Raw genomic sequence first — 24,706 nt, 5'->3', positions numbered from 1 at the left:
CAATTCGGCGGTCCAGCCTCACCTCTCCTTCGTCGAAGTTCGCTAACCGCTTGCGCCCAATTCGGCGGTCCAGCCTCACCTCTCCTTCGTCGAAGTTCGCTAACCGCCGAGGCATTCGCTACCGTTCGGCTCATGCATAACAACCCTGTGCAGGCCACCATCACCAGCGGCGTTGTGGAGGGTTTCGTCCGCGACGGGGTGCGTAGATGGCGATCCATCCCGTACGCGCGGCCGCCGGTTGGCGAGCTGCGATTCCGGGCGCCGCAGCCGGCCGAGCCCTGGTCCGGGGTGCGCCACTGCCACGGATTCACTCAGTGCGCACCGCAGGAGCGCTACTACACCCTGTTGGCGCCGGGCCGATTCCAGCCCACCAGCGAAGACTGTCTGACGCTCAACGTGACGGCACCGGAGGACACGGAGACGGGTCCGCTGCCGGTCATGGTGTTCATCCACGGCGGCGGCTACATCATGGGCAGCTCGGCCACCCCGATCTATGACGGCGCCGCACTGGCCCGGCGCGGATGCGTCTTCGTGTCGATGAATTACCGGCTGGGCGCGCTCGGATGCCTGGACTTGTCCTCGCTGTCCAACGCCGACGTCACCCTGGACAGCAACCTGTACCTGCGTGATCTGGTCCTTGCGCTGCGCTGGGTGCGGGAGAACATCGCGACCTTCGGCGGCGACCCCGACAATGTCACGATCTTTGGCGAGAGTGCGGGCGCGCACGCCGTCGCGACCCTGCTGGCGGTCCCGGCCGCGGAGGGCCTGTTCACCCGCGCGATCGCCGAGAGCCCGGCGGCGGGACTGGTGCGCACCAACGAGATTGCCGCCGCATTCGCCGAACGATTCGCGGCATTGCTGGGAGTACGTCCCTCCGACAGCGCCCGGGCTCTGCTGCGGGTGTCGACGTCCGAGCTGCTGGCCGCCCAGGACCGGCTGATCGCCGAGGGCAATCGAGACATGTTGGGCGCGTTTCCGATCGGCCCGGTCTGCGGGGACGACGTCCTGCCCGTGGATCCGGTTGAGGCAATGCGGACGGGTTCAGCCCATCGGGTTCCGCTGATCGTGGGCAGCAACGCCGATGAGGGGCGGTTGTTCACCCGGTTCCTACGGATGCTGCCCGTCGACGAACCCTCGGTCGAGGCGGTCCTGGCCGGTGCAGGCGAAGGGGTGCGCGACCGCATCATCGCCGCCTACCCCGACTATCCGAAGCGGTCGGCCTGCATCCGCCTGGGCGGCGATTTCGCCTTCAACGCCGCGGTGTGGCAGATCGCCGAAGCCCATGGCGCCCATGCACCCACCTACGTCTACCGGTATGACTATGCGCCACGGATGTTGCGGTGGGCGGGGATGGGCGCCACGCACGCCACCGAGCTGTTCGCGGTGTTCGATGTGTACCGCAACGGCGGATTCGGCCGGCTGCTCACCGCCGGCGCAGACCGCCGGACGGCGTTGCAGGTCAGCAAGCACGTTCAGCGCCGCTGGGGCGCGTTCGGCCGCACCGGGGCGCCGGGCGACGGCTGGCCTGCCTACACCGCTGCGGAGCGGGCCGTCATGGTGTTCGACCGCAGGTCGCGGTTGGAATACGACCCGGCTCCCGAGCGCCGCAAGGCTTGGCAGGGCTTCACGCTGGCCCGCTGAACCTCAGGACCGGGTAACGCGGGTTCCGCCGGCCAGCTCGTCGTGCTTGCCCTGCTTTGTCGGGCTACCGCTGATCGTCACCGCGATCACGACGTAGGCCACTAAGGCCAGCAGCGGGCCCAGGTAGGGCACTACCGCGAGCAGGGTGAATGCATTGCGCACGGCCGCCTGCGATGACGTCGGCTTCGAGACTCCGTCGGGCCCATGTACTGCCAGGCCCAGCAGCCGCTTGCCCGGGGTAGCCCCCTGCGACGTCTCGAACAGCACGAAGTAGCCGAACGTCAGCACCCCGGAGAACAGCCCGGTCACCAGGAACGGGTAATCGTCGGAGAACAGAAACAACGACAGGAAGAACGCCACCACCCCGATCAGCAGACCGTCAATGACGCGGGCCCAAAAACGCCTGCCCAGACCACCGGGCTGCTGGCCCCAGGCCTGCGGCGGCGGATAACCGCCGGGCTGGCCATATCCGGGGCCGTAACCAGGGCCGGTCGGGCCAAAATTGCTGGTTGCCATCAGATTCGCTCCTGACCACGTTGGATGCTCGCCAATGTACCGTGACGCCCAGGGACGGAAGTGGTTTCTGCGGAGGGCGAAACGCGCAGCGATGTATTTGAGCGCGGTGGTGTTGATCGTCGCAACACATCTGGCGTTCGTCGGCTATGTCGTGGTCGGCGGCTTTATCGGGCTGCGCGCACCACGCACCCTGTGGCTGCATGGTGCTGCCGTCTGCTGGGCGGTGCTGATCGTCGCGGCGCGATGGGACTGCCCGCTGACCTGGCTGGAACGGCGGGCGCGTACCGCCGCCGGAATGGCGCCGCTGCCACCGGAGGGCTTCATCGCCCACTATCTGGCCGGGGTGCTCTATCCGGTCACGTGGACCACCGGGATCGACGCCGCGGTGCTGGTGGCGGTCCTGGTGTCCTGGGCACTGTGCGCGCGAGAAGCCTTGCGGCGCCGACGATACTGTGACCGCATGCGGGCGCTGATCATCGTCGATATGCAGAACGATTTCTGCGGCGGGGGAGCGCTTCCGGTCGATGGCGCTGACGCACTCGCCGCCACCATCAGCCGCTACCTCGAGAGCCCGGAGGCGCGCGAACGCTATGCGCATGTGGTGGCCACCCAGGATTGGCACATCGACCCTGGCGAGCATTTCTCCGCATGCCCGGACAATCAGACGTCCTGGCCGCCGCACTGTGTGGCCGAAAGTCCGGGGGCACAGTTTCATCCCGCGCTGAACACCGACCGCATCGAGGCGGTCTTTCGCAAGGGTGCCTACAGCGCGGGGTACAGCGGGTTCGAGGGCTCCGACGCCGACGGCACCGCGCTGGGTGATTGGCTGCGCCGGCACCGGGTAGCCAGCGTCGACGTGGTGGGTGTGGCCACCGATCACTGTGTGCGAGCCACCGCCGTAGCCGCCTTCCGGGCCGGGTTTGACACCGCTGTGCTGCCACATCTGACCGCAGGGACCACCACCGAGCGAACCATTGCCGCGCTGGCAGCGATGCGCGACGCCGGTGTCGCCCTGGCAGAGACCGATCAGTCGCCGCGATCCGGGTGACTCACGCCAGCAGCATCACCAACGACGCCGCCGATGCCAGCAGGTAGACGACCGGAAAACCGATGTTGTAGAACACTCCGGCCCACACATGCGCCACGACGGCCCCGACAAAGAACGCGACCAGCCCCACCGCGGCGGCGATCCCGACCGCGGTGAAGCCGGCGAGCCCGGCGAGCAGACCAACGCCCCCGGCCAGCTTTGCAGCTCCCAGCGGCACCAGCCACGATCTGGGCACTCCGACCTGCGCCGAATTGGCCAGGACGAACTGCGCCGGAACGAAGTCGGCGATCGCGATCGCGAGGGTGATGGCCGCGGTCACCGCAACCGTCGCCACAGTGAGGGTCGGTAGGCTCATGGTGTTGCTCTCTCTGTCGTCGGTGGATATGGAGATACCTCTTTGACGACTCCCGAACGGGAAAGGTGACCCATGAGCAACCCCGACGTTTTGACCCGACGGTTCGAGGACGAGCGTCACCGCCTGCATTCAGTGGCGTTGCATCTGCTGGGCTCGGCAGCAGACGCCGAAGACGCCGTCCAATCCGCCTGGTTGAAGGCCAGCAGGGCCGATCTCGCCGAGGTGGACAATGTGCCCGGCTGGTTCACCACCATCACCGCGCGCGTCGCCCTGGATCAGTTGCGGGTGCGTTCGCGCCGGGCCGAGCAATGGCTGCCGCCATCGTCCGAGCTGGATCACACCTCTGCCGTGGCGCTGCCCGGCGCCGACGAGGAAGTGCTGCGTACCGAGGCGATCAATCGAGCGCTGTTGGTGGTGCTGGACCGGTTGTCGCCGGCGCAGCGTGTCGCGTTTGTGCTGCATGATCTGTTCGACGTCCCGTTCGACCAGATCGGCACGCTGCTGGATCGCTCGCCGGACGCCGCCAAGAAGCTGGCCAGCCGCGCTCGGGCCCGACTTCAGGCGGCACCCGCCGAGCAGCCGGCAGTGCACGCCGAGCACCTGCGGATAGTGAATGCGTTCCTGGCTGCCTCGCGCGGCGGTGATATCCCGACCTTGCTGCAGCTGTTGGCTCCCGATGTGGTGCGTCGCGCTGACCCGGTATTGCTGCCCGACGGCGTTCCGGTTCAGATCCGCGGTGCCGCCGAGGTCGCCACCGAGACCCGGCGCTTCACCGAGCGCACGCGCGCCGGTGCTGTGCTGCTCATCGATGGCGCCCCGGGCATCGCGATCGCGCCCGGGGACCGCCTGGTGGCCCTGATACGCCTCGAGATCGGGGGCGACGGGCGCATCCATGCCCTCGACATCGCCGGTGGGCCCGACCGGCTGCGCGCCGCGACCCTGCAACTGCCGGGGCAGCCCCGCGACCGCGAGAACTCCTGAGGACGCTTCACAGCAGCCCGATTCTGCTTTGATGGGTCACGCGAACCGATGTGTGAGGGGAACGTCCGTGCCAGATGACACGCAAGCCGAAGAGGCCAAGCCGCCCGTGGCGGTGACCGCCCGCGGCATCACGATGACCGGGCCGTGGGGGCGGGTCTTCGGGCCGCTCGACCTGGACATTCCCGCCGGTGGTGCCACCGTGCTGGTCGGTCCTCCCGGATCGGGGCGTACCGCACTGATGATGAACTTGGCGGGCCGGATGAAGCCGTCGTCGGGCACCCTCACCGTGCTCGGGCACCGGCGGGCTCGCGACATCTTCGACAACGCTGCGCTGGCCGGAATCGAACAGATCGACGCGATATTCGAGTCCGTGACGGTCGAAGACCTGATCACCGAACAGATCCGCTGGGATGCACCCTGGTACCAGCTGGTCCGCCGCGCCGGTGATGCCGAGCGCGACGTGATCTGCGGCCCGGTCTTCGGCGACCTGCCGTTGCCCCAGATGCACGACTACGTCGAGCACCTCGACGAATTGACCGGGTTGCTGCTGCGGATCGCCCTGGCCAACACCGCACGCCCACCATTGCTGGTGGTCGGCAGCATCGACGAGATCAAGAACAGTCGCGATCGCGCCATTCTGCTGACGCGGCTGGTCGCCCTGGGAGCACAGCAGACCGTGATCACCTCGTCGGCCAATCCGATTCCCGATGGATTCGGTCTTGCTGCACAGATCACCGTCGACCATCTAGAGCGCGCCGAGCTCGTCCACGGCCGTCACGAGAAGAGGAACGCCTGACCATGCTCGCCGGAATGTCGCTGGGCACCGACCTGAAACGCTATTCGCGCGGAACCATGCCGCGGCTGGCGCTGATCACCATCATCGTGCTGCCGCTGCTGTATGGAGCCATGTATCTGTGGGCGTTCTGGAATCCGTTCGCCGCCATTGACAAAATCCCCGTCGCCCTGGTCAACCAGGACACCGGGGCCGTGGTCTCCGGTGAGCAGTTGCATGCCGGCGATGAAGTCACCCGCGCGCTGGTGGATTCCAAGCAACTCGATCTGCACCAGGTGTCGGAAAGCCAAGCCACCAGAGGGGTTTCCGACGGCACGTACTACTTCTCGATCACCCTGCCCGCGGACTTCAGCGAGGCGGTGGTGTCACCGGCGGGGCCGCACCCGCAGAAGGCTCAGATCCAGTTCCGTTTCAACGACGCCAACAACTACCTGGCCTCGGTGATGGGGCAGAACGCCGCCCGCGAGGTGCTCAACGAGGTGAGCGCCAAGGTCGGCCAGGAGGTGATCGGCACCGCATTGAATCAGGTGACCGACGAAGTCAAGAAGGCCGCCGACGGCGCGGGGCAGATTGCCGACGGTTCGGCGACGTTGGCCGAGAACCTGGCAACCGCCCGCGATGGATCAGTCGCGCTTGCCGATGGCATCCGTCAGCTCTCGACCGGCGTCCACCATGCCACCGAGCCGTTGATCAAGGTGACCGACGACCTGGCTGCCATGGGTTTCGACCCCAACGCGGCGGGAGCGGCTGCCGGCAGGCTCGGCGGCAACCTCAAGACGGTGACCGATCGCATCGCCTCGCTCAACGTCAACTATCAGCAGGCCGCGGGGATCGTCAATCAGGTGGTCGAGGGCCTGCGCGCCAACCCTGACCCGGCGGTGCAGGGACTCGGTGACACCCTTGCCGGCGCCCAGCGTCTGCTCGATGTCGAGGGTATCGACCCGGCCACCGATGAGGGGCTGGCCGAACTGCGCGCGAACACTCAAGAGCTGGAGACGGATCTGGCCGATCCGAACAGTGGGCTGCGCACCTTCATGACGCACGTTCTCGACGGTGGTCTGAGGTCGGATGTGATCGCGCTTCGCGACGGCGCCGCCGCGCTGGAGGCCGGTGGGCGCCAACTCAGCGACGGCCTGGTCCAGTTGACGGACGGGAGCAATCAGCTCAAGGACGGTGCCGCGCAGCTGGCCTCAGGGCTGGGTGAGGCCGATCAGCGTGCCTCGACCATCACCGATCAACAGCGAGTCGAGGTGTCTGCGACCCTGGCCAGTCCGGTCGGTGTCGACATGGATTTCACCCACCACGCGGCCACCTTCGGCACCGGCTTCGCGCCGTTCTTCCTGCCGCTGGCACTGTTCATCGGATCACTGATCGTGTGGATGTTGCTGACACCGTTGCAGACTCGCGCCATCGTCAACGGTGTAGGCGCACTGCGAGTCGTGCTCGCCTCATACTGGCCGGCCCTGTTGTTGGGGATCTGCCAGGTCTTGCTGATGTACACGGTGGTGCACTTCGGCGTGGGATTGCAGGCCAGATACGCGCTGGGAACGGTCGCCTTCCTGGGATTGATCGCCGCGTCGTTCCTGGCGATGATCCAGGCCTTCAACGCCCTGCTCGGGGTGGCTGTCGGCCGGGTGTTCACTCTGGCTTTCCTGATGTTCCAGCTGGTGTCCTCCGGCGGCGTGTATCCGGTGGAGACCACCGCGAAACCCTTCCAGATACTGCACCCCTACGACCCGATGACCTACGCCGTCAACGGGTTACGGCAGCTGACCGTCGGTGGCATCGACGAGCGGATGTGGACGTCGGTCGCCGTGCTGGCGGGCATCCTGGTGGTGTCGTTGGCCGCCAGCTCCTGGGCGGCACGACGAGATCGCCAATTCACCCTCGAGCGCCTCTACCCACCGATCGAAGTCTGACGGTTCCCCGGTGCTGTCGTCCGGTGCGCGTGCGCTCCCGCGACGCACCCTGCTGCGCGGCGCCGGCGCGCTCGGGACGGCGGCGCTGCTGCCGTGGACATCGGCCTGCGGCAATGACGATGACGCACTGACCTTCTTCTTCGCGGCCAACCCGGAAGAAGCCGAGGCCCGGATGCGGATCGTCGACGCGTTCCAGCGTGAGCACCCCGGCATCCGGGTGCGCGCGATATTGGCCGGCGGCGACCCGACCCAACAGATGTCGACGTTCTGTGCCGGCGGCAAGTGCCCGGATGTGCTGATGGCCTGGGAGTTCAACTACGCGGGGCTTGCCGAGCGCGGCGTCCTGGCGGACCTCAACACCCTGTTGGATCGGGATCGGCAGTTCGCGGCGACTTTGCATGCCGACAGCATTCCTGCGCTCTATGAGACGTTCGGTTTCAACGGCGGCCAGTACGCGTTCCCCGAGCAGTGGTCGGGTGCCTTCCTGTTCTACAACAGCCGGATCTTCACCGAGGCCGGTCTGGCGCCACCCCCAGGTCGTTGGGACACACCCTGGACCTTCGACGAGTTCCTGGCCACCGCCACCGCACTGACCCAACGGTCTGCACACGGCCGAACCAACCAGTGGGGCTTCGTCGACACCTGGTCACCGCCCTATTCCGCGGCGTTGTTCGGCATGAACAACGGCACGCCGTGGGCGGTGCCGCGGTTCAATCCGACGCACCTGAACTTCGACGACGACGACTTTCTCGCCGGTATCCAGTTCTACGCGGATCTGGCCAACCGGCATCGCGTGGCGCCCGCCGCGGCGGATACCCAGTCCATGTCGACCATGGGCCTGTTCAGCGCGGGCAATGCGGCGATGGCCCTCGGTGGGCACTGGCGCTATCAGACCTTCGCGCAGGCCGAAGATCTCGACTTCGACGTGGCGGTGCTGCCGACCGGGCCGGCGGCTGCCGCTAAGGGTTTGGCCGCCCGGTCCGCGATCGGCAGCACCGGTCTGGCTATCGCGGACGACAGCCGACATCGAGAGCAGGCGTGGGAGTTCGTGAAGTTCGCGGCGGGCCCGGTAGGTCAGGGGTTGATCGCAGGCTCCGGGCTCTTCGTTCCGGTACTGCGTTCGGCGATCACGTCGCCGGGATTCGCCGCGGCACACGCCGGGATCGGCCACCTCGAGGTGCTGACGGGTGGTCCGGCGCATTCGGAGGGACTGCCGATCTCCCCGGAGTGGCAGAAGGTCCACGCGTTGATGGACCGGGCCATCGGCCCGGTGCTGCGCGGCAAGCGGCCCGCGGCCAGTCTGAAACGTGATCTCACACCGCAGATCGACGAAGTGCTGGCCTCGACATGAATCCCACTCGCAGACGTGCCCGCGCGGGCCGCTGGTTCATCGCCCCGAACCTGGCGGGGGTTGCGGTGTTCATGGCCTTCCCCCTGGCGTTCTCGCTGTATATGAGTGTCCAGCGCTGGGACCTGTTCAGGGCGCCGACGTTCGTGGGCGCGGCCAATTATCGGGAACTGTTCACTGCCGACCCGCTGTTCGGTATCGCGGTCCGCAATACGGCGGTGTTCACCGTCGGGACCGTGGTCCCGACGGTCCTGATCAGCCTGGCGGTGGCCGGACTGCTCAATCGCACGGTCAAGGGCATCGGCCTGTTTCGGGCCATCGCATTTCTGCCATTGGCGGTCTCGTCGGTGGTGATCGCGGTGGTGTGGCAGTTCGTGTTCAACACCGACAGCGGGCTGCTCAACATCGCATTGGGGTGGTTCGGTGTCGGCCCGGTCCCGTGGCTCACCGAACCACACTGGGCGATGGCCTCGTTGTGTCTGGTCAGCGTCTGGAAGAGCGTCCCGTTCGCGACGGTGATTCTGCTGGCGGCCATGCAGGGGGTACCGGACTCCCTGCATGAGGCGGCCCGGATCGATGGCGCGGGAGAGGTGCGGCGCTTCGTGTCGATCACCGTGCCGATGATCCGCGGCGCGGTGTGGTTTGTGGTGGTGATCTCGGTGATCAACGCCTTCCAGGCGTTCGATCTGGTGTACGTGCTCACCGGAAGCAGCGGCGGCCCCGAGACCGGTACCTATGTGTTGGCCATCATGTTGTTCCAGCATGCCTTTGCCTTCCTGGACTTCGGGTACGCCGCGGCATTGGCCTGGGTGATGTTTGCGGTGTTGCTGGTCTTGACCGTCGTCCAGTTGCGGCTCTCGCGCCGAAACGCGGTGCAGCAGTGAAGGCCCGCCGCTCAGGGCCGGCCGCGCGGCACCGCATCGGCGGGCTGCTGGGGGTCTACACCGGGTTGGGCGCCGTCGCAGCCTGCGCACTGTTCCCGATTCTGTGGGCCCTGGCGGGGTCGCTGAAGCGCCAGTCCGAGATCAGCCAGCCTGCGCTACTGCCGGAGCATCTTCAGTGGTCGAACTACGCCGAGGTGTTTGCCCGGATGCCGTTCTGGCACATGCTGATCAACACCGTCCTCTACGCCGGCTGCGTCACGGCCGGTCAGGTCTTCTTCTGCTCGTTGGCCGGCTACGCCTTTGCGCGATTGCCGTTCACCGGACGCGACACCCTGTTCGTGGTGTACCTGGCGACGCTGATGGTGCCGTTGACGGTCACGGTGATACCGCAGTTCATCCTGATGCGGGTCTTCGGATGGACCGACACCATGTGGGCGATGATCATTCCCGGGTTGTTCGGCAGTGCATTCGGCACCTATCTGATGCGGCAGTTCTTCGTCACTCTTCCCGCGGACCTGGAAGAGGCCGCCATTCTGGACGGCTGTTCGCCGTGGACCATCTATTGGCGGATCCTGTTGCCGCACGCCAAACCTGCGGTCATGGTGTTGGCGGTACTGACCTGGATCAACGTCTGGAACGACTTCTTGTGGCCGCTGTTGATGATCCAGCGCAAGGGCATCGCCACCCTGACTCTGGGATTGGTATGGATGCAGGGGGAGTACGTCGCCGAATGGCCGGTGTTGATGGCGGCATCCATGTTGATGCTGGCACCGTTGGTGGTGATCTACGCGATCGCCCAGCGCGCCTTCGTCAGTGGAATCGCGGCGACCGGTTTCGGCGGACGGTAGTCAGGAGAACACAGTGGCAGCAGTGACCTTCGACGCGGCGACCCGGAACTATCCCGGTGCTGGCCGTCCCGCGCTCGACGCGTTAGACCTGGCTGTGCGAGACGGCGAATTCATGGTGCTGGTCGGGCCCTCGGGTTGCGGCAAGACCACGACGTTGCGGATGCTGGCGGGCCTGGAACCCGTTGACTCCGGGCACATCTACATCGGCGACCGCGACGTGACCGGGACTGACCCCGGAGACCGCGACATCGCGATGGTGTTTCAGAACTACGCGCTTTACCCGCACATGACCGTGGCCCAGAACATGGGATTCGCGCTCAAGATCGCCAAGACACCCAAGGCCGAGATCCGCGCCAGGGTCTCCGAGGCCGCCCAGTTGCTGGGCCTGTCCGAGCTGTTGTCGCGCAAACCCAAGGACCTGTCCGGCGGCGAGCGTCAGCGAGTTGCGATGGGCCGCGCGATCGTGCGGCGCCCGCAGGTGTTCTTGATGGACGAGCCGCTGTCTAACCTCGACGCCATGCTGCGGGTGCAGACCCGTAATCAGATCGCGGAACTGCAACGTCGACTGGGGATCACCACCGTCTACGTCACCCACGATCAGGTCGAGGCCATGACGATGGGGGATCGGGTCGCGGTGCTGCGTGAAGGCGTGTTGCAGCAGTGCGCGCCGCCACGCGAGCTCTACCGCAGCCCTGCCAACGTCTTCGTCGCCGGATTCATCGGATCGCCGGCGATGAACCTGTTCACCGTGCCGGTGAACGACGGCGGGGTGGCTTTGGGCGGCTACCGAATCGAAGTAGATCGTCGGATCGGTTCCGCGGGAGCGTCAGTCACGGTCGGGGTGCGGCCTGAGCACTTGCGGATCGCCGACGGCGGGCTCGTGGTCGAGGTGGATTTCGTCGAGGAACTCGGTGCCGACACCTATCTATACGGCTCGACGGTGGATCCACAGGCCCGGCACTCGGTGGTCGCCCGGGTTCCCGGCGACACCGAGGTGACGCGGGGCGCCCGGCTGTCACTGCGTCCCGACGTGGCGGACCTGCACTTTTTCGACATGGACGGAGTGCGCGTCGGCTGAGCACCCCCGCTCAGTCGAGCAACTGCCGCAGCACGTAGTGCATGATGCCGCCGTGCCGGTAGTAGTCGGCTTCGCCGGGGGTGTCGATACGCACCGTGGCATCGAACTCGATGTCACCGGCCCGTACCTGCACCGTGTCGGGGATGCTCTCGCCCAGTGCGGTAACCCCGGTGATGTCGAGGGTCTCTTCGCCGGTCAGGCCCAGCGAGTCCGCGTCGGTTCCGTCGGGGAACTGCAGGGGGAGCACCCCCATGCCGATCAGGTTGGATCGGTGGATGCGTTCGTAGGACACCGCCAAGACGGCTCGCACTCCCAGCAGCGCAGTGCCTTTGGCGGCCCAGTCCCGTGAGGAGCCGGATCCGTATTCCTTCCCGGCCAGGATCACCAACGGGGTCCCGGCGGCGAGGTAGTTCACCGATGCGTCGTAGATGGTGCTGACCGGACCGTCCGGCTGGGTGAAGTCGCGGGTGAAGCCGCCCTCGGTGCCGGGCGCCAGTTGGTTGCGCAGCCGCACGTTGGCGAAGGTGCCGCGGATCATCACCTCGTGGTTGCCGCGCCTAGAGCCGTAGGAGTTGAAGTCCTTGCGTTCGATTCCGTTCTCCGACAGATACTTTCCCGCAGGAGCGTCGAATCGAATGGAGCCGGCAGGGCTGATGTGGTCGGTGGTGACCGAGTCGCCGAGTTTGGCCAGCACCCGGGCTCCGGCGATATCGGTGAGTGCCGCCGGCTCGCGGGTCATACCGTCGAAGTACGGGGGCCGGCGCACATAGGTGGACTCCGGCGCCCAGGAGAAGGTGTTCCCCTCAGCAACATCCAGCGATCGCCACCGCTGGTCGCCGGTGAAGACGTCGGCGTAGCTGGTGGTGAACATCTCGGAATGCAAGTTGTCTCCTACGACGGCGTCCACGTCCGCTTCTGTGGGCCAGATGTCCCGCAGATACACCGGCTCGCCGCCGGTGCCGGTGCCCAACGGGTCGGTCAGCAGGTTGACGCGCAGGGTGCCGGCCAGCGCGTAGGCGACCACCAGCGGCGGGGACGCCAGGAAATTCATCCGGACCTCGGGGTGGATGCGGCCCTCGAAATTGCGGTTGCCTGACAGCACCGAACACACGGTCAGGTCCTTGTCGACGACGGCCTGGCTCACTTCGGGGATCAGGGGTCCCGAGTTGCCGATACAGGTGGTGCAGCCGTAGCCCACCAGGTTGAAGCCGAGCGCGTCCAGGTAGGGGGTCAGGCCCGCCCGCTCGTAGTAGTCGGTGACCACCCGCGACCCGGGCGCCAAGGTGGTCTTCACCCAGGGTTTGCGTGTCAGCCCCTTGTCGACGGCATTGCGTGCCAACAGTGCCGCACCGACCATCACCGAGGGGTTGGAGGTGTTGGTGCAGGACGTGATGGCGGCGATCACGACGTCGCCGTTGTCGATCTCGGTGCGGGTGCCGTCGGCGAGTTCGATCGGCTGGGCGTCGGTGCGCCAGGGGAGCTTGTCCCCACCGGCCCACGGCTCCCTCGGTTTGCCTTCCACTTCGGAGTGACCGAACGCGATCGGGTCGCTGGCCGGGAACGAATCCGCCGACGCCTTGTCCAGGTCCGACAGGGCCTGAGCGGTGGTCTCGGCGCCGTCGAGCAGTGCGGCGACGGTGTGCGGGGCCAGGCGCAGGGGAATCCGGTCCTGCGGGCGTTTGGGGCCGGCGATCGACGGCTCGACACTGCCCAGGTCCAGCTCCAGCGTCTGCGAATACACCGGTTCGCGATCCGGGTCATGCCACATGCCCTGCTCTTTGGTGTAGGCCTCCACCAGCTTGATCTGGTGTTCGGATCGGCCGGTCAGTCGCAGATAGTCGCAGGTCACGCGATCGACGGGGAAGATCGCGCAGGTGGCCCCGTATTCCGGGCTCATATTGCCGATCGTGGCGCGGTTCGCCAGCGGAACATTGGCCACTCCCGGGCCGAAGAACTCGACGAACTTGCCCACCACGCCGGTGGCGCGTAGCAGTTCGGCGACGGTGAGGACCAGGTCGGTGGCGGTGGTGCCGGGCGGCAGTTCGCCGGTGAGTTTGAGGCCGACCACCGGCGGGATCAGCATGCTCATCGGTTGGCCGAGCATGGCCGCCTCGGCCTCGATTCCGCCGACGCCCCAACCCAGCACGCCCAGGCCGTTGACCATCGGGGTGTGCGAATCGGTGCCGACCAGGGTGTCGGGGTAGGCCAGCGGGCCATCGGCACTGCTGCGGGTGAACACCACGCGTGCCAGGTATTCGAGGTTGACCTGGTGACAGATGCCGGTGCCGGGCGGGACCACGGAGAAGTCATCGAACGCCTGCTGTCCCCAGCGCAGCAGCTGGTAGCGCTCGGCGTTGCGCTCGAACTCCAGCTCGGTGTTGATCGCGAAGGCATCGGCGCGGCCGAAGACATCGGCGATCACCGAGTGGTCGATCACCAGCTCGGTCGGGCACAGCGGGTTGATGCGGGTGGTCTTGCCACCCAGTTCGGCGATCGCGTCGCGCATGGCGACCAGGTCGACCACGCAGGGCACCCCGGTGAAGTCCTGCATCAGGACGCGTGCCGGCGTGTAGGCGATTTCGCGGCCGTGCGCGGCGGTGCGATCCCAGGCGGCCATCGCGCTGATCTGCTCGGCGGTGACCAGACGGCCGTCCTCGTTGCGCAGCAGGTTCTCCAACAGAACCTTCAGGCTGTAGGGCAGACGAGCCGAGCCCTCGACGCGATCGAGGCGTCGAATCTGATACGTGGTGTCCTCGACCGTCAGCCGGTCACGGGTTCCGAAGCTGTCGAGGTTTCTGCCTGTGGCCATCGCGGGCCCTCCCACCGGTCGGATCGGTTACTACCGACCCTAGGTCCGTGATCGTGCCGGGACCAGGGGAGCGGGCCGGAATCAGCTCTGTTGTGCTGCGCGCTCCAGTACCGGCCGCTTGTCGGGGCAGTAGGTGTTGACCGAGGCGCCCAGGAATTGCCAGGCCTGGGCCTGGTTGGTGCCCTTCTGAAGGTTGGGGGTGATGAAGCGGACCGACTTGGCCGCGTCACCGTCGACGCCCTTGTCCAAGCGCTCGCAGACAATCTTGCCCAGCCAGGCGTTGTAGTCGCGCGGGCCGTAGATCCCGTAGGTGTGAAGCTGGTTGGCGAAATCGGTGTCGGGGTCGGCGTGGGCCGGTGCTGCCAGGGTCACGGCCAAGCCCAGGACCGCCGCGGCGAGGGTCGTCGATTTCATGAGACCCAGTGTAAACCCATCTGCTTAGGTGGTCTTCCTTTGCCGGTGGTGGGCGTCGGCTGCATTGCAGCTTTCACCTGCGTCAATAGCGCGCGATGTGGCGCGTGCCGCCTATTCGGATGTGACGAGCGAGACATAAGGAATTTATGAGGTTTATAAATTTGTGACTATTAGCCAAATTTCTCGTATTGTGTCTCTCCGTGGGCCGACACGAGTTAGCCAGCCAGCGCAAACGCTCTTCGGTATTGATGGCTGCAGTCCTCGCTCCAGCGGCAATGTTCTTTGCTGTGGGCGGTAGCGCCAATCCTGCGGTGCCGAAAGAAGCCATTGCGGTGGTTGCCGAAGACAATTCACCAGGCGGTTTGCAGCTGGTCGCGGCGCCGGTTGCGGCACCCGAAGCCGGTCCGCCGGCTCGGTTTGCGGTGGCATCGCGAACGCGCACCGTCCCGCGGTTTCTGTCCGCCGGGGTCGCCCCGGAGCGGGGCCTGCAAGTCAGGACGATCCAGGCTGCGCGCAGCATCAGCGACGCCTTTCCCCAGATCATGCAGATCGGCGGGGTGCGGGCCGACGCGCTGCGCTGGCACCCCAACGGTCTGGCCCTGGATGTGATGGTTCCCAACCCGAGCAGCGCCGAGGGCATCGCGCTCGGCGATTCGATCGTGGCGTACGTGATGGAGAACGCCGGCCGATTCGGCCTGCAGGACGCCATCTGGCGCGGCGTGTACTACACCCCAGGCGGTGGCGCTCAACGTGGCGGTTACGGCCACTACGACCACGTCCACGTCACCACCACCGGCGGGGGATATCCCAGCGGCGCCGAGATCTACCTGCGCTGACCGGCGCCCCGGCCCTCTAGGGCCCTCCCGGGGCAGTCAGCGCGGCAGCCAGCATGGTCGCGGTCAGCCGGACCATCGCGTCGCGATCTGCGTGAGCGGGCCGCTGCAGGGCGATACGTAGACAGGCGCTCGACGTCACCCCCATGGTCACGAACACCAGATCGTCCAACTGCGCAGGCGTCAAGTCCGGCCGTGCCCGGCTGGGGATCACGCTGCCCAGCGGCAGCAGGCTGCGCTCGATCTCGTCCATCGCGGTGTGGTTGAGATACGGCGGTACATCAAAAGATGAGGACGTCAACGCGGCGAGCAAGATCGGGGCGTGGCTTTCATAGGCCGTCGTCAACGTGTCCACGATCATCAGCGCTGCCTGGTCGACATCGAGGTCGAGGGCTTGACCCACCACGCGCACCAGTTGGAGTGAGATGTCTCGTGTCGCGTCGTCCACCAACTCGGCGATGATCGCGGATCGGTCGGGAAAATAGCGATATACAGTGCCGATACTGACATGGGCGGCGTCGGCGATGGTCTGAGTGGTCAGGGTCTCCACGCCGCGGCGTGCGATCAGCTGGCGGGCGGTGTCGAGCAGCCTGTGGCGCATCTCGCGGGCCCGTTGCTGTTGCGGGCGCGACCGCGCGGCAGCGGGCATGGCGCTCTCCTCAAAGTGAGTAGTAAGTGAGGCCCTCTCATGTTTACATAGCTGCATGGCAAATGTGCCCCAGATCCCCAACGCCGCCGAGGCCGTCGCGCGATACGGCAAGGCCGGCCGCGATTGGATAGCCGGCACCCAGATCGCCGACCCGCCGGCCGATGCCGTCGTCGCCGACTTCGCCACATTGCCGCCCGGCGCCGGCATGGCCATGCTGCGAGCCGCGCTGCGTGACGGCATTGACACGGTCGAGGCAGCGCCGCAATCGCTGCGTGCATTGTTCGCCGAGATCGACCACGAACCCCATTGGCTCGACCACGACCGTTTGGACCGAGCCGTGGGGCACATCGTCCGCCACACCGCGTCCTACGGGATCGTCCTGGGCGCGGCCTCACTGACCGCCGGTGCCATGAACGCCGTCGCCGGCATGCCGCTGGTGCTCACCGGTCGCTACACCAGCCAGGCCGCGGTGCGGTCGATCGAGGTGGGCGCATGGCTCCAAGAGATCCTGACCCCCGGTGGGTTGCGCCGCGACGGTGCCGGCCTGGCCACCACCGTGCGGGTCCGGATGATTCACGCCTTCGTCCGGCGTCACCTGTTGAGCGACGGCGACTGGGACACCGAAGCGTGGGGGGCGCCCATCCCGCAGAGCTACATGGCGTTCACCATCGTCGAGTTCGGCCGGATCGCCCTGGCGGCCATGCATCAGCTGGGCGTCCGCTACACCCGTGCCGAGCTCGACGACATCTATCACTTCTGGCGCTACGTCGGCCGGCTCAACGGCGTTGCCGAGGAACTCAACCCGGTCACCGAAGCAGATCAAATACGGATCGCCGAGCTGTACGCCCTGACCGCGGTAGAGCCCGACGACGGGGATCGCGACTTCGTCCGCGCCCTGACCCACGACTACCTGGCGCGTGAGATAGCCGAGCTGCTGCCGTTCGGCGGGGCATGGAAACACCGGGTGGGCGTGAGCATCATCAATGGCATGACCCGGGCGTTTCTCGGCGATGCCAATGCCAGCCGATTGGGCGTGGCCGACACGCCGTTCAAGCATCTGCCGCGGGTGATCGGTCCGGCAGTCGGTGGGGTCAACGAGGTGCTGGCCCGCATTCCCGGCGTGAACCCATTGCGGACGCGACGCGCCATGGCCAACTATCCGGGCCTGATGGCCGAACAGCGGTCGCGCTATGGGGTTCACCATGACCTGGTCGACGCCGCGCCGGACAGTGCTGGGCATCCTGCGGCAGCGCACTCGGCGTAGCGATCTGGGCCGGCTCGGTGTTGGCTCTCGCGAGACCCGAGGCGCTAGACCGGTTGCATGCCCTTCTTGAGTTCATCCCGAGCGAGCCGACGGTCGCGTTGTTCCTCGAACCTGATGACTTGGCGCTCAAGGTTTTCAAGGTAGGCAGCCAGCTCTTCACGGCGTTGCTCCCCGCGTGAGCTGAAATCATCGCGCTCGAAAATCCGCCACTTACGCAGTGTCGGCAGTACGACTTCGTCCAAATGCTGGCGGGGGTCATAAATTCCGTGCTTGGCCATCAGCACCCCGTTGCGGCGAAAGTTCGGCATACCCTGACCCGGCATCCTGAAGTTCTCGACAACTGCAGCGACGGCTTCCAGAGCCTGGTCGGGAACCAGATCCAATGCAGCAGAGGCGATGTTCCGATAGAAGATCATATGCAGGTTCTCGTCTGCGGCAACGCGTTGCAGCATCCGGTCGGCGACAGGGTCATCGCAGACCTTGCCGGTGTTGCGGTGGCTGACGCGAGTGGCGAGCTCCTGGAAGGTCACGTAGGCGACCGAGAGCAGAAAGTCCGTCTTGTGTCGCGACTCCTCCTCGGCAGTCGCCGCGAAACCATTGGTGACGTGCTGCATTCGTGCCTGCTCCAGAGCCACCGGGTCGACCCCGCGTGCCACAACAAGGTAGTCGCGAATCACGATGCCGTGGCGGTTCTCCTCGGCGGTCCATCGGCCGACCCAGGCCGCCCAGGCGCCGTCGCTGGAGAAGTACTTGGCCGCCTGCCGGTGATAAGACGGCAGGTTGTCCTCGGTGAGCAGGTTCGTGACCATCGCGGCCTTCGCGATATCGCTGAGTTGGGATTGCTCCGGCGACCAGTCGATTCCGCCAATCCCAGCGAAATCGCGGCCACGGTCCCAGGGCACGTAATCATGCGGGTTCCAAGCGATTGCCACCGACTCGTGCCGGTTCACATTGGTCGCAGCGATCGGCTCCAGCTCGCGCAGTATCTCCAGATCGGCCAACTGCCTCGACATCGCATCCCTCTCGACTGCACGTGGGCCCCCCCAATGCACCGCAAGCGTAACCCGCCGGGGGCACACACCCCGACCACAGCGCGGGCCAGGCGAGATAGGGCACCGGACCGATCCGATGAGCCAAACTCTGGTCAGCGGCGGGTTCGTGGGCTGAACTTCAGTGGTGGGCGCCACTGAGCTCGTCGTAATGAGTTTCATCGGGGGCCTGGCGGTCGCCCTGGTGACCGCGCCGATCGGGGTGTCCGGTGCGGTGTTCCTGCTGCCGGTCCAGGTCAGCGTGCTGCAAGTGCCCAGCCCGGCTGTGACGCCTACCAACTTGCTGTTCAATATCGTTGCGATACCGGGAGCGTTGGCCCGGTACCGCACCCAAGCGCCGCTGCGCAGCCCACTGACCTCGGTCTTGCTTATCGGCACGCTGCCCGGGGTCGTCTTGGGCGCCGGTATTCGGGTATTTCTGATTCCCGGAATCCACGTGTTCCGCTTGTTGATAGCTGGATTTCTTGTACCGCTGGGCATCTCGCTGATCCGCGGCCGACGTCACCGGGCCCCTAAACCACCGTCGATGCCACTATCTCGGACCGTCACCTTCGCCTTCGCGTTCAGCGTCGGCGTAGTCGGCGGGATCTACGGCATCGGCGGCGGCTCGCTGCTCAGCCCCATCCTGGTGCATCGCGGCACGCCGTTGCCCATCGTCGCGCCGGCCACGCTGGTCTGCACCTTCATCACCTCGCTGGTCGGCGCGAGCGCCTACCTGATCCTTGCGGCGACCACCTCCGGGTTGCCGACCGGACCGGACTGGACTGTCGGACTCGTCGCCGGCGCCGGTGGCCTGGTGGGTGGTTATCTGGGCGCGCGGTTAGGACCCCAGGTACCCGAACCGATGTTGCGCACCGCGCTCGGCGCACTCGCCATCGCAACTGGCGCTCTCTATGCGCTGCAGTCGCTGTAGTCGGACGAGCCGTCGGCCGGGCCGAAGAGCACTATCATCACGATCAACTCAGACCAGAAAGCCAACATAGAATGCGCTTGCAGCAATGACTCACGACCAGTCCACCGTCCGGGTTCTCGTCCTCGTCGGCAGTTTGCGATCGGGCTCGTTGAATCGCCAACTGGCCCAGACGGCCATCACCACGGCGCCTGAGCATGTCGAGCCGACGATGTTCGACCACCTGGGCGAGCTGCCGCACTACAACGAGGACATCGATACCGCGACCCCGCACGACGCCGTTAACGCGCTGCGCACCGCGGCGGCCAACAGTGACGCACTGTTGGTAGTGACTCCGGAGTACAACGGCGGCCTGCCCGGCGCGGTCAAGAACGCGTTCGATTGGCTCTCACGCCCGTACGGCGAGAGCGCCTTGACCGGCAAGCCCGCAGCGGTGATCGGCACTGCATTGGGCCGCTACGGCGCGGCCTGGGCACATGCGGATGCCCGCAAGACGCTTGCGATAGCCGGCGCGCAGGTGCCCGACGACATCGAACTGTCGATTCCGGCAAAGAATCTCAACGGCCTGCATCCGCAGGAGTCAGACGACATCGTCGCATCACTACGCGAAGTCTGGTCGCAGCTGCTTCGCCACGTGCAGAACTAATCCTGGGCTGCCGGCGACCAGCTACGCTCCGCAGCAGAACCCTTCCTTGTCGTTAGGACGTAACAGCATGACGCTGCTGGCGGGCACCGAATTCGCTGGTTACACGATCATCAGAAGTATTGGCGCAGGCGCGATGGGGGAGGTCTATCTCGCACAGCATCCCCGCTTGCCCCGGTACGACGCCCTGAAGGTTCTGCCCGAAGCGCTCACCGGCAATCGCGAGTTTCGGGATCGGTTTGTTCGTGAATCTGATCTTGCCGCGGGCCTGTGGCACCCTCACATCGTCGGCGTTCGCGATCGCGGCGAGTCCGATGGCCGACTGTGGATCGCGATGGACTACGTCGAGGGCTGCGACGCCGGTCACTTGCTGCGCACCGAATACCCAGCCGGCATGCCCCTTCCCGAGGTGACTACTATCGTCTCAGCGATCGCCGGCGCCTTGGACTACGCGCACCAGCGCGGTCTGCTGCACCGTGACGTCAAGCCGGGAAACATCCTGATCGAGACCTCGGCCTCCAGTCCCGCTCGTATTGCGCTATCTGACTTCGGAATAGCCCCCGAGATGGTCGATCCGGCGGGACACACGGCGACCAACCTGACGGTCGGGACCGTTGCCTATGCGGCGCCCGAACAGCTGATGGGACAAAGTCTTGACGGGCGGGCTGACCAGTACGCGTTGGCGGCGACCACCTACCACCTGCTCACCGGCGCGCCGCCGTACAGCAGCTCAGACCCGGCAGCCATGATCGGACAGCACCTCACCGCGACACCGCCCAGTGTGGGCGTGCTTCGTCCGGAACTGGCTGCTCTTGACCAGGTCCTCGAAAAAGCGTTGTCCAAGACCCCATCGGATCGATTCGCCACCTGTGCCGAGTTCGCTACAGCACTGGCGCGCCAAGCCGAGAACGACGCCGACCGATCAACCGAGAGACGGCCCGTCACAGCTGCTCCCGCTGCAATCCAGACCGCGGAGCACCGTCGGCTGCGCAACCGTAGGCGCAACGTAGCCATCTTGTCCCTAGTGGCGGCTGTGATCGCTACTGCGGTGGCCACGGGGATCTATACCAGAAACATCCGAAACCACCCCACGGACCAGATCGCTGAATCGCACCCGATAGTCGCGACGGCACCGCTCGATGGAGTGTTTCGTCTTCGATACCACCTTGCACAGGAAACCCTCATGGGATCGCCTGATCCCAAGCCCGAGGAAGACATCGAGCGCTGGTGGGTGATGCGGACCATGTGTAATGACTCCAGTTGCGCTGCAATTGGATTGCAGCTGGATCCCGAGGACCATAGTCGCCTCAAGGAGCAGGGCGTTTCGGTACAGCTGCAGTTCACCGAGGGCAACTGGAACGAGACCCCGAGGCAGAATCGCCAAGATGTCGATGAGTGCTCCATCGGCGCAAACGGGACAATGCAGCAAGGGCAAGATACGACTTCGACAGCGTGGCAGCTGCGGCCTGATTCCAACGGCTCGTTCCACGGTGCAGCCACCGAGACCGTCGTCACCGGGGAATGCAATCGGCAAGGCACTGTGTACCAAACACCGTTCACAGCTGAGAGAATCGGAGACACCCCGCCCGCGATCGCCGTTCCCGCCCCGCGAATCGGCGAGGAGCCACTCGTACCTGAAGCGGTCCCGGGCCCTGCCTTGGCGGGTTTGTATCAGCTCAGCTTCGATACCGGCAAGACCCGTTCGGATGGGACGTTCGGCCATGGTGACGACGTGGAGCTCAAGTGGTGGGCGTATCGATCACGCTGCACAGCGTCAGGATGCGTCGCTACCGGAGCAAAACTCGACGAGGAGAATCCCACCCAAGCCGCGGGGCGGGCCGGCGTTCTGCGATTTGTCGATGGCCGCTGGGACCAGATGCCGAGGCCAGCCCGTGTCCCGTGCGCCTACGACAAGACCAGCGAGCACACCGTAGAAGACACTCTGACGCTAGAGCCGCTACCAGATGGCAGCCTCCGTGGGACATACAGGTACACCATCATTTCCAACGAATGCGGCGGTAGCGGGTCATGGTTCGAGTTCCCTATTACAGCAGTACGCACCGGAGAGATCCCGACGACCGTCAATGTCGCAGATCCCGCGCTGTTCGGCTGATCATTCATGCGGTTCGATGACGTCGTCGCATCACTACGCGAAATCTGGGCGCAACCGATTCGCCACGTGCAGAGCTGAATTCGGTGCTGCCGGCGAGATGCTTTGACACGGGTGATCGGTTCCGCAGACAAGATTGTCCGACAAGCGGCTACGCTGCGCAGCAGACCACTTGTCGTTAGGACGCAATAGTATGACGCTGCTGGCGGGCACCGAATTCGCTGGTTACACGATCATCAGAAGTATTGGCGCAGGCGGGATGGGGGAGGTGTATCTCGCGCAGCATCCACGCTTGCCCCGGCGTGACGCCCTGAAGATCTTGCCCGAGGCGCTTACTGGAAATCGTGAATTTCGGGATCGGTTCGTTCGCGAAGCCGATCTTGCCGCAGGTCTTTGGCACCCTCACATCGTCGGCGTTCATGATCGCGGCGAGTTCGACGGCCGACTGTGGATCACCATGGACTACATCGAAGGCTGCGATGCCAGCCAACTGATGCGTGCTGAGTACCCGGCCGGCATGCCGGTAGCCCGGGTGACGACCATCGTCTCAGCGATCGCCGATGCCTTGGACTACGCGCACCAGCGCGGTCTGCTGCACCGCGACGTCAAGCCGGCAAATATCTTGATTGAATCCACTTCTGTCAGAGAGCCGCGTATTGCCCTGTCCGACTTCGGGATAGCCCGAGAGATTATCGACTCTCCTGGACTCACGGCAACCAATCTGACTGTCGGGACTGTTGCCTACGCTGCGCCAGAACAGCTGATGGGGCAGACGCTCGATGGGCGTGCCGACCAATATGCGTTGGCTGCGACCGCATACCACCTGCTTACCGGTGCGCCGCCGTACAGCAATTCAAACCCGGCGGCCGTCATTGGGCAGCATCTCAACGCGCCCCCGCCCCGGTTGAGCGCACTGCGGCCAGAATTGGCTGCTCTTGATGAGGTAGTCGGGAAAGCACTGTCGAAGACCCCTTCAGAGCGGTTCGCATCCTGCGGGGATTTCGCGTCGGCATTACTGAAGGCCGCAAATGCTACTGACCGCTTGACCAAGAGACGCCCCGTGGCAGATCTCCCCGCGATTCAGACACGGGGGCCTCGTTTCCTAGCCGGCCGGAAACGCGGCGTGGCAATCCTGGCCGTGACGGCCATACTGATCGCCACTGTGGTCGCCATGGGCGTTTACATTCGAAACCACGCTGCTAACCACACCGAGGAATCGCACCCTATAGCCGCGAGCGCACCGCTCGACGGAATATTTCGCTTTCAATACCGTCCGGCGCAGTCAAGTTTGATGGGTGCTCCGCATCCACTGCCGTACGAGGACTACGAGCGATGGTGGGCGATGCGAACTAACTGCAACGCATCCACCTGTTTCGCCTCTGGATTGCCACTGGATCCCGCGGATCACAGTCGGCTGTTAGAGAAGGGGACTGTTGCGCGCTTTCAGTTTGCCGACGGCAACTGGGACGGGTTTCCGAAGCGGAAACGCGACGAAATGGAAGAGTGTTTCGTCGGCGATGATGGGGCTATGGAGAAGGGGCAAGACACGACCGTCACGTCTTCGCAGCTGCAACCGCAGCCTGACGGATCGTTCCAGAGCACCGTAACCATGACGATCGTTACCGCTGAATGCGGGCGCCAAGGCGGGGTATACCAAACACCGTTCACAGCAGAACGAGTCGGTGACAACCCTCCTGAACTTGCCTTTCCAGATCCGGTGATGGAGGAGCTGCCACCTGCTCCTGAAGCTGTGCCGGGCCCAGTGTTGACGGGTTTGTACGAGCTGACTCTCAATGTCGGCCAGACCCGTTCGGATGGCACCTTCAGCCATGGTGAAGACGGTCTACACCAGTGGCGGGCTTTTCGATCACGCTGCACCGCATCTGGATGCGTGGCCACCGCTGCCATGCTCGACAGTACGAACCCCACCGAACCCTCTGGGGGCGCTGGTGTCTTGCGATTTGCCGAAGGCGAGTGGAGGGTGCGCGAATCAGTGGTCCGTATTCCCTGCGGGTCTGACCTCACCCTCGAGGAGACCACAGAAATTTCTCTGACCCTGAAACCGCTGCCAGATGGCACGCTCAGTGGGACATACAAACACACGACGACGTCGAACGAATGCGGCGGCAACGGGTCATGGTTTGAAGTCCCTGTTACTGCAGTGCGTAAAGGCGAGGTCCCGGGCACCGTCACTGTCGCAGATCCGGCACTGTTCGGCTAGTTGCCAACTACTGCGAGCACTTTCATGTCCAGACTGTGAAGACCAGGAAGGGCACTGTGATTGCCAGACCGCCGGATAGGGTAGTGCTAGAAGATCGGCTCCCACAGTGGGGGTCTAGGCACTTCCGAAGGAGGTCTTGCTATGTTCGCTTTTCGCATGGCATTTGCCGCGGCAGTGGCGTTAGCGCCGGTGGCGTACGCGACAGCGGTAGCGCCCGTGGTCGCCTCGGCTCAACCGCCCGATTGCGGTCCCGGCAATTGGTGGAACCCGGGGACCAACGCCTGCCAGCCCACCGCACCTCCCGATTGCGGTCCCGGCAACTGGTGGAACCCCGCAGTGAATGCGTGCCAGCCTGTGGCGCCGCCCCCGCCGCGCTAGCGGCGGGGCACTCAG

General features: G+C 65.4%; 21 protein-coding genes and 1 pseudogene. 16 read left to right on the top strand and 6 right to left on the bottom strand.

Annotated features, from left to right (window positions below):
- Positions 1–132: 132 nt before the first annotated feature.
- Positions 133–1,641: a carboxylesterase/lipase family protein gene (locus G6N09_RS18365; RefSeq protein ID WP_083023213.1), complete on the top strand. Its 1,509-nt coding sequence runs from the start codon at positions 133–135 to the stop codon at positions 1,639–1,641.
- A gap of 3 nt (positions 1,642–1,644) precedes the next feature.
- Here G6N09_RS18365 and G6N09_RS18360 read toward each other — a convergent pair whose 3' ends face one another.
- Positions 1,645–2,157, bottom strand: coding sequence for an RDD family protein (locus G6N09_RS18360; protein WP_083023210.1), 513 nt, complete (start codon positions 2,155–2,157; stop codon positions 1,645–1,647).
- A 34-nt stretch (positions 2,158–2,191) separates the two neighbouring features.
- On the opposite strand from G6N09_RS18360, the pseudogene G6N09_RS20175 reads away from it, so the two are divergent.
- Both G6N09_RS20175 and G6N09_RS20170 read left to right on the top strand, forming a co-directional pair.
- Positions 2,192–2,518 (top strand): annotated as a pseudogene (locus G6N09_RS20175) (DUF2784 domain-containing protein); the annotation flags it as partial.
- A gap of 99 nt (positions 2,519–2,617) precedes the next feature.
- The gene (locus G6N09_RS20170; protein WP_165756568.1) at positions 2,618–3,205 is read left to right on the top strand and encodes an isochorismatase family protein; all 588 of its coding nucleotides are present in this window, start codon (positions 2,618–2,620) and stop codon (positions 3,203–3,205) included.
- A 1-nt stretch (position 3,206) separates the two neighbouring features.
- Here the strand turns inward: G6N09_RS20170 and G6N09_RS18350 are convergent, their stop codons facing one another.
- Complete coding sequence (locus G6N09_RS18350) at positions 3,207–3,560, bottom strand: DoxX family protein (RefSeq protein WP_083023206.1); 354 nt, start codon at positions 3,558–3,560, stop codon at positions 3,207–3,209.
- A gap of 72 nt (positions 3,561–3,632) precedes the next feature.
- On the opposite strand from G6N09_RS18350, the gene G6N09_RS18345 reads away from it, so the two are divergent.
- The 7 genes from G6N09_RS18345 (at position 3,633) to G6N09_RS18315 (ending at position 11,411) form a co-directional block, all read left to right on the top strand.
- Complete coding sequence (locus tag G6N09_RS18345) at positions 3,633–4,541, top strand: sigma-70 family RNA polymerase sigma factor (RefSeq protein WP_083023204.1); 909 nt, start codon at positions 3,633–3,635, stop codon at positions 4,539–4,541.
- A gap of 133 nt (positions 4,542–4,674) precedes the next feature.
- The gene (locus G6N09_RS18340) at positions 4,675–5,337 is read left to right on the top strand and encodes an ATP-binding cassette domain-containing protein (RefSeq protein WP_083023482.1); all 663 of its coding nucleotides are present in this window, start codon (positions 4,675–4,677) and stop codon (positions 5,335–5,337) included.
- A gap of 2 nt (positions 5,338–5,339) precedes the next feature.
- Positions 5,340–7,253, top strand: coding sequence for a YhgE/Pip domain-containing protein (locus G6N09_RS18335; RefSeq protein ID WP_083023203.1), 1,914 nt, complete (start codon positions 5,340–5,342; stop codon positions 7,251–7,253).
- Positions 7,254–7,266: 13 nt separating this feature from the next.
- Complete coding sequence (locus G6N09_RS18330) at positions 7,267–8,604, top strand: ABC transporter substrate-binding protein (protein WP_083023480.1); 1,338 nt, start codon at positions 7,267–7,269, stop codon at positions 8,602–8,604.
- On the top strand, positions 8,601–9,485 hold the full coding sequence (locus tag G6N09_RS18325; RefSeq protein ID WP_083023201.1) for a carbohydrate ABC transporter permease: 885 nt from the start codon (positions 8,601–8,603) through the stop codon (positions 9,483–9,485). Before G6N09_RS18330 ends, G6N09_RS18325 begins: the two co-directional genes overlap by 4 nt.
- Positions 9,482–10,333 (top strand): carbohydrate ABC transporter permease, encoded by an 852-nt coding sequence (locus G6N09_RS18320; protein WP_083023199.1) that lies wholly within the window; start codon positions 9,482–9,484, stop codon positions 10,331–10,333. Before G6N09_RS18325 ends, G6N09_RS18320 begins: the two co-directional genes overlap by 4 nt.
- A gap of 13 nt (positions 10,334–10,346) precedes the next feature.
- Positions 10,347–11,411 carry an ABC transporter ATP-binding protein gene (locus tag G6N09_RS18315; protein ID WP_083023478.1) on the top strand — a complete coding sequence of 355 codons (1,065 nt, stop codon included), beginning with the start codon at positions 10,347–10,349 and terminating at the stop codon, positions 11,409–11,411.
- 10 nt (positions 11,412–11,421) lie between these two features.
- On the opposite strand, the gene acnA is transcribed toward G6N09_RS18315, so the two are convergent.
- Positions 11,422–14,220, bottom strand: coding sequence for an aconitate hydratase (acnA, locus tag G6N09_RS18310; protein ID WP_083023196.1), 2,799 nt, complete (start codon positions 14,218–14,220; stop codon positions 11,422–11,424).
- Positions 14,221–14,301: 81 nt separating this feature from the next.
- The gene (locus G6N09_RS18305; RefSeq protein ID WP_083023194.1) at positions 14,302–14,634 is read right to left on the bottom strand and encodes a DUF732 domain-containing protein; all 333 of its coding nucleotides are present in this window, start codon (positions 14,632–14,634) and stop codon (positions 14,302–14,304) included.
- A 200-nt stretch (positions 14,635–14,834) separates the two neighbouring features.
- Between G6N09_RS18305 and G6N09_RS18300 the strand changes: the two genes are divergently transcribed.
- The gene (locus G6N09_RS18300; RefSeq protein WP_083023191.1) at positions 14,835–15,470 is read left to right on the top strand and encodes a VldE C-terminal domain-containing protein; all 636 of its coding nucleotides are present in this window, start codon (positions 14,835–14,837) and stop codon (positions 15,468–15,470) included.
- A 16-nt stretch (positions 15,471–15,486) separates the two neighbouring features.
- Here the strand turns inward: G6N09_RS18300 and G6N09_RS18295 are convergent, their stop codons facing one another.
- Positions 15,487–16,116, bottom strand: a complete 630-nt coding sequence (locus G6N09_RS18295) for a TetR/AcrR family transcriptional regulator (protein ID WP_163752856.1) — start codon at positions 16,114–16,116, stop codon at positions 15,487–15,489.
- Positions 16,117–16,171: 55 nt separating this feature from the next.
- Here G6N09_RS18295 and G6N09_RS18290 point away from each other — a divergent pair, with 55 nt between their 5' ends.
- Positions 16,172–17,380, top strand: coding sequence for an oxygenase MpaB family protein (locus G6N09_RS18290; protein ID WP_083023187.1), 1,209 nt, complete (start codon positions 16,172–16,174; stop codon positions 17,378–17,380).
- A 44-nt stretch (positions 17,381–17,424) separates the two neighbouring features.
- Here G6N09_RS18290 and G6N09_RS18285 read toward each other — a convergent pair whose 3' ends face one another.
- The gene (locus tag G6N09_RS18285) at positions 17,425–18,393 is read right to left on the bottom strand and encodes an acyl-ACP desaturase (protein ID WP_083023185.1); all 969 of its coding nucleotides are present in this window, start codon (positions 18,391–18,393) and stop codon (positions 17,425–17,427) included.
- Between the two features lie 187 nt (positions 18,394–18,580).
- Here G6N09_RS18285 and G6N09_RS18280 point away from each other — a divergent pair, with 187 nt between their 5' ends.
- From G6N09_RS18280 to G6N09_RS18265, 4 genes are all read left to right on the top strand, one after another.
- Positions 18,581–19,342: a sulfite exporter TauE/SafE family protein gene (locus G6N09_RS18280; protein ID WP_083023183.1), complete on the top strand. Its 762-nt coding sequence runs from the start codon at positions 18,581–18,583 to the stop codon at positions 19,340–19,342.
- 85 nt (positions 19,343–19,427) lie between these two features.
- The gene (locus tag G6N09_RS18275) at positions 19,428–19,985 is read left to right on the top strand and encodes an NAD(P)H-dependent oxidoreductase (RefSeq protein ID WP_083023181.1); all 558 of its coding nucleotides are present in this window, start codon (positions 19,428–19,430) and stop codon (positions 19,983–19,985) included.
- Between the two features lie 67 nt (positions 19,986–20,052).
- The gene (locus G6N09_RS18270) at positions 20,053–22,095 is read left to right on the top strand and encodes a serine/threonine-protein kinase (RefSeq protein WP_083023179.1); all 2,043 of its coding nucleotides are present in this window, start codon (positions 20,053–20,055) and stop codon (positions 22,093–22,095) included.
- 190 nt (positions 22,096–22,285) lie between these two features.
- Positions 22,286–24,313, top strand: a complete 2,028-nt coding sequence (locus G6N09_RS18265; protein ID WP_083023176.1) for a serine/threonine-protein kinase — start codon at positions 22,286–22,288, stop codon at positions 24,311–24,313.
- The last annotated feature ends 393 nt before the right edge of the window (positions 24,314–24,706 follow it).

Origin of the sequence: Mycolicibacter minnesotensis (assembly GCF_010731755.1) — a bacterium.
Taxonomy (GTDB): Bacteria; Actinomycetota; Actinomycetes; order Mycobacteriales; family Mycobacteriaceae; genus Mycobacterium; species Mycobacterium minnesotense.
This window is presented reverse-complemented; position numbering and strand designations above follow the sequence as displayed.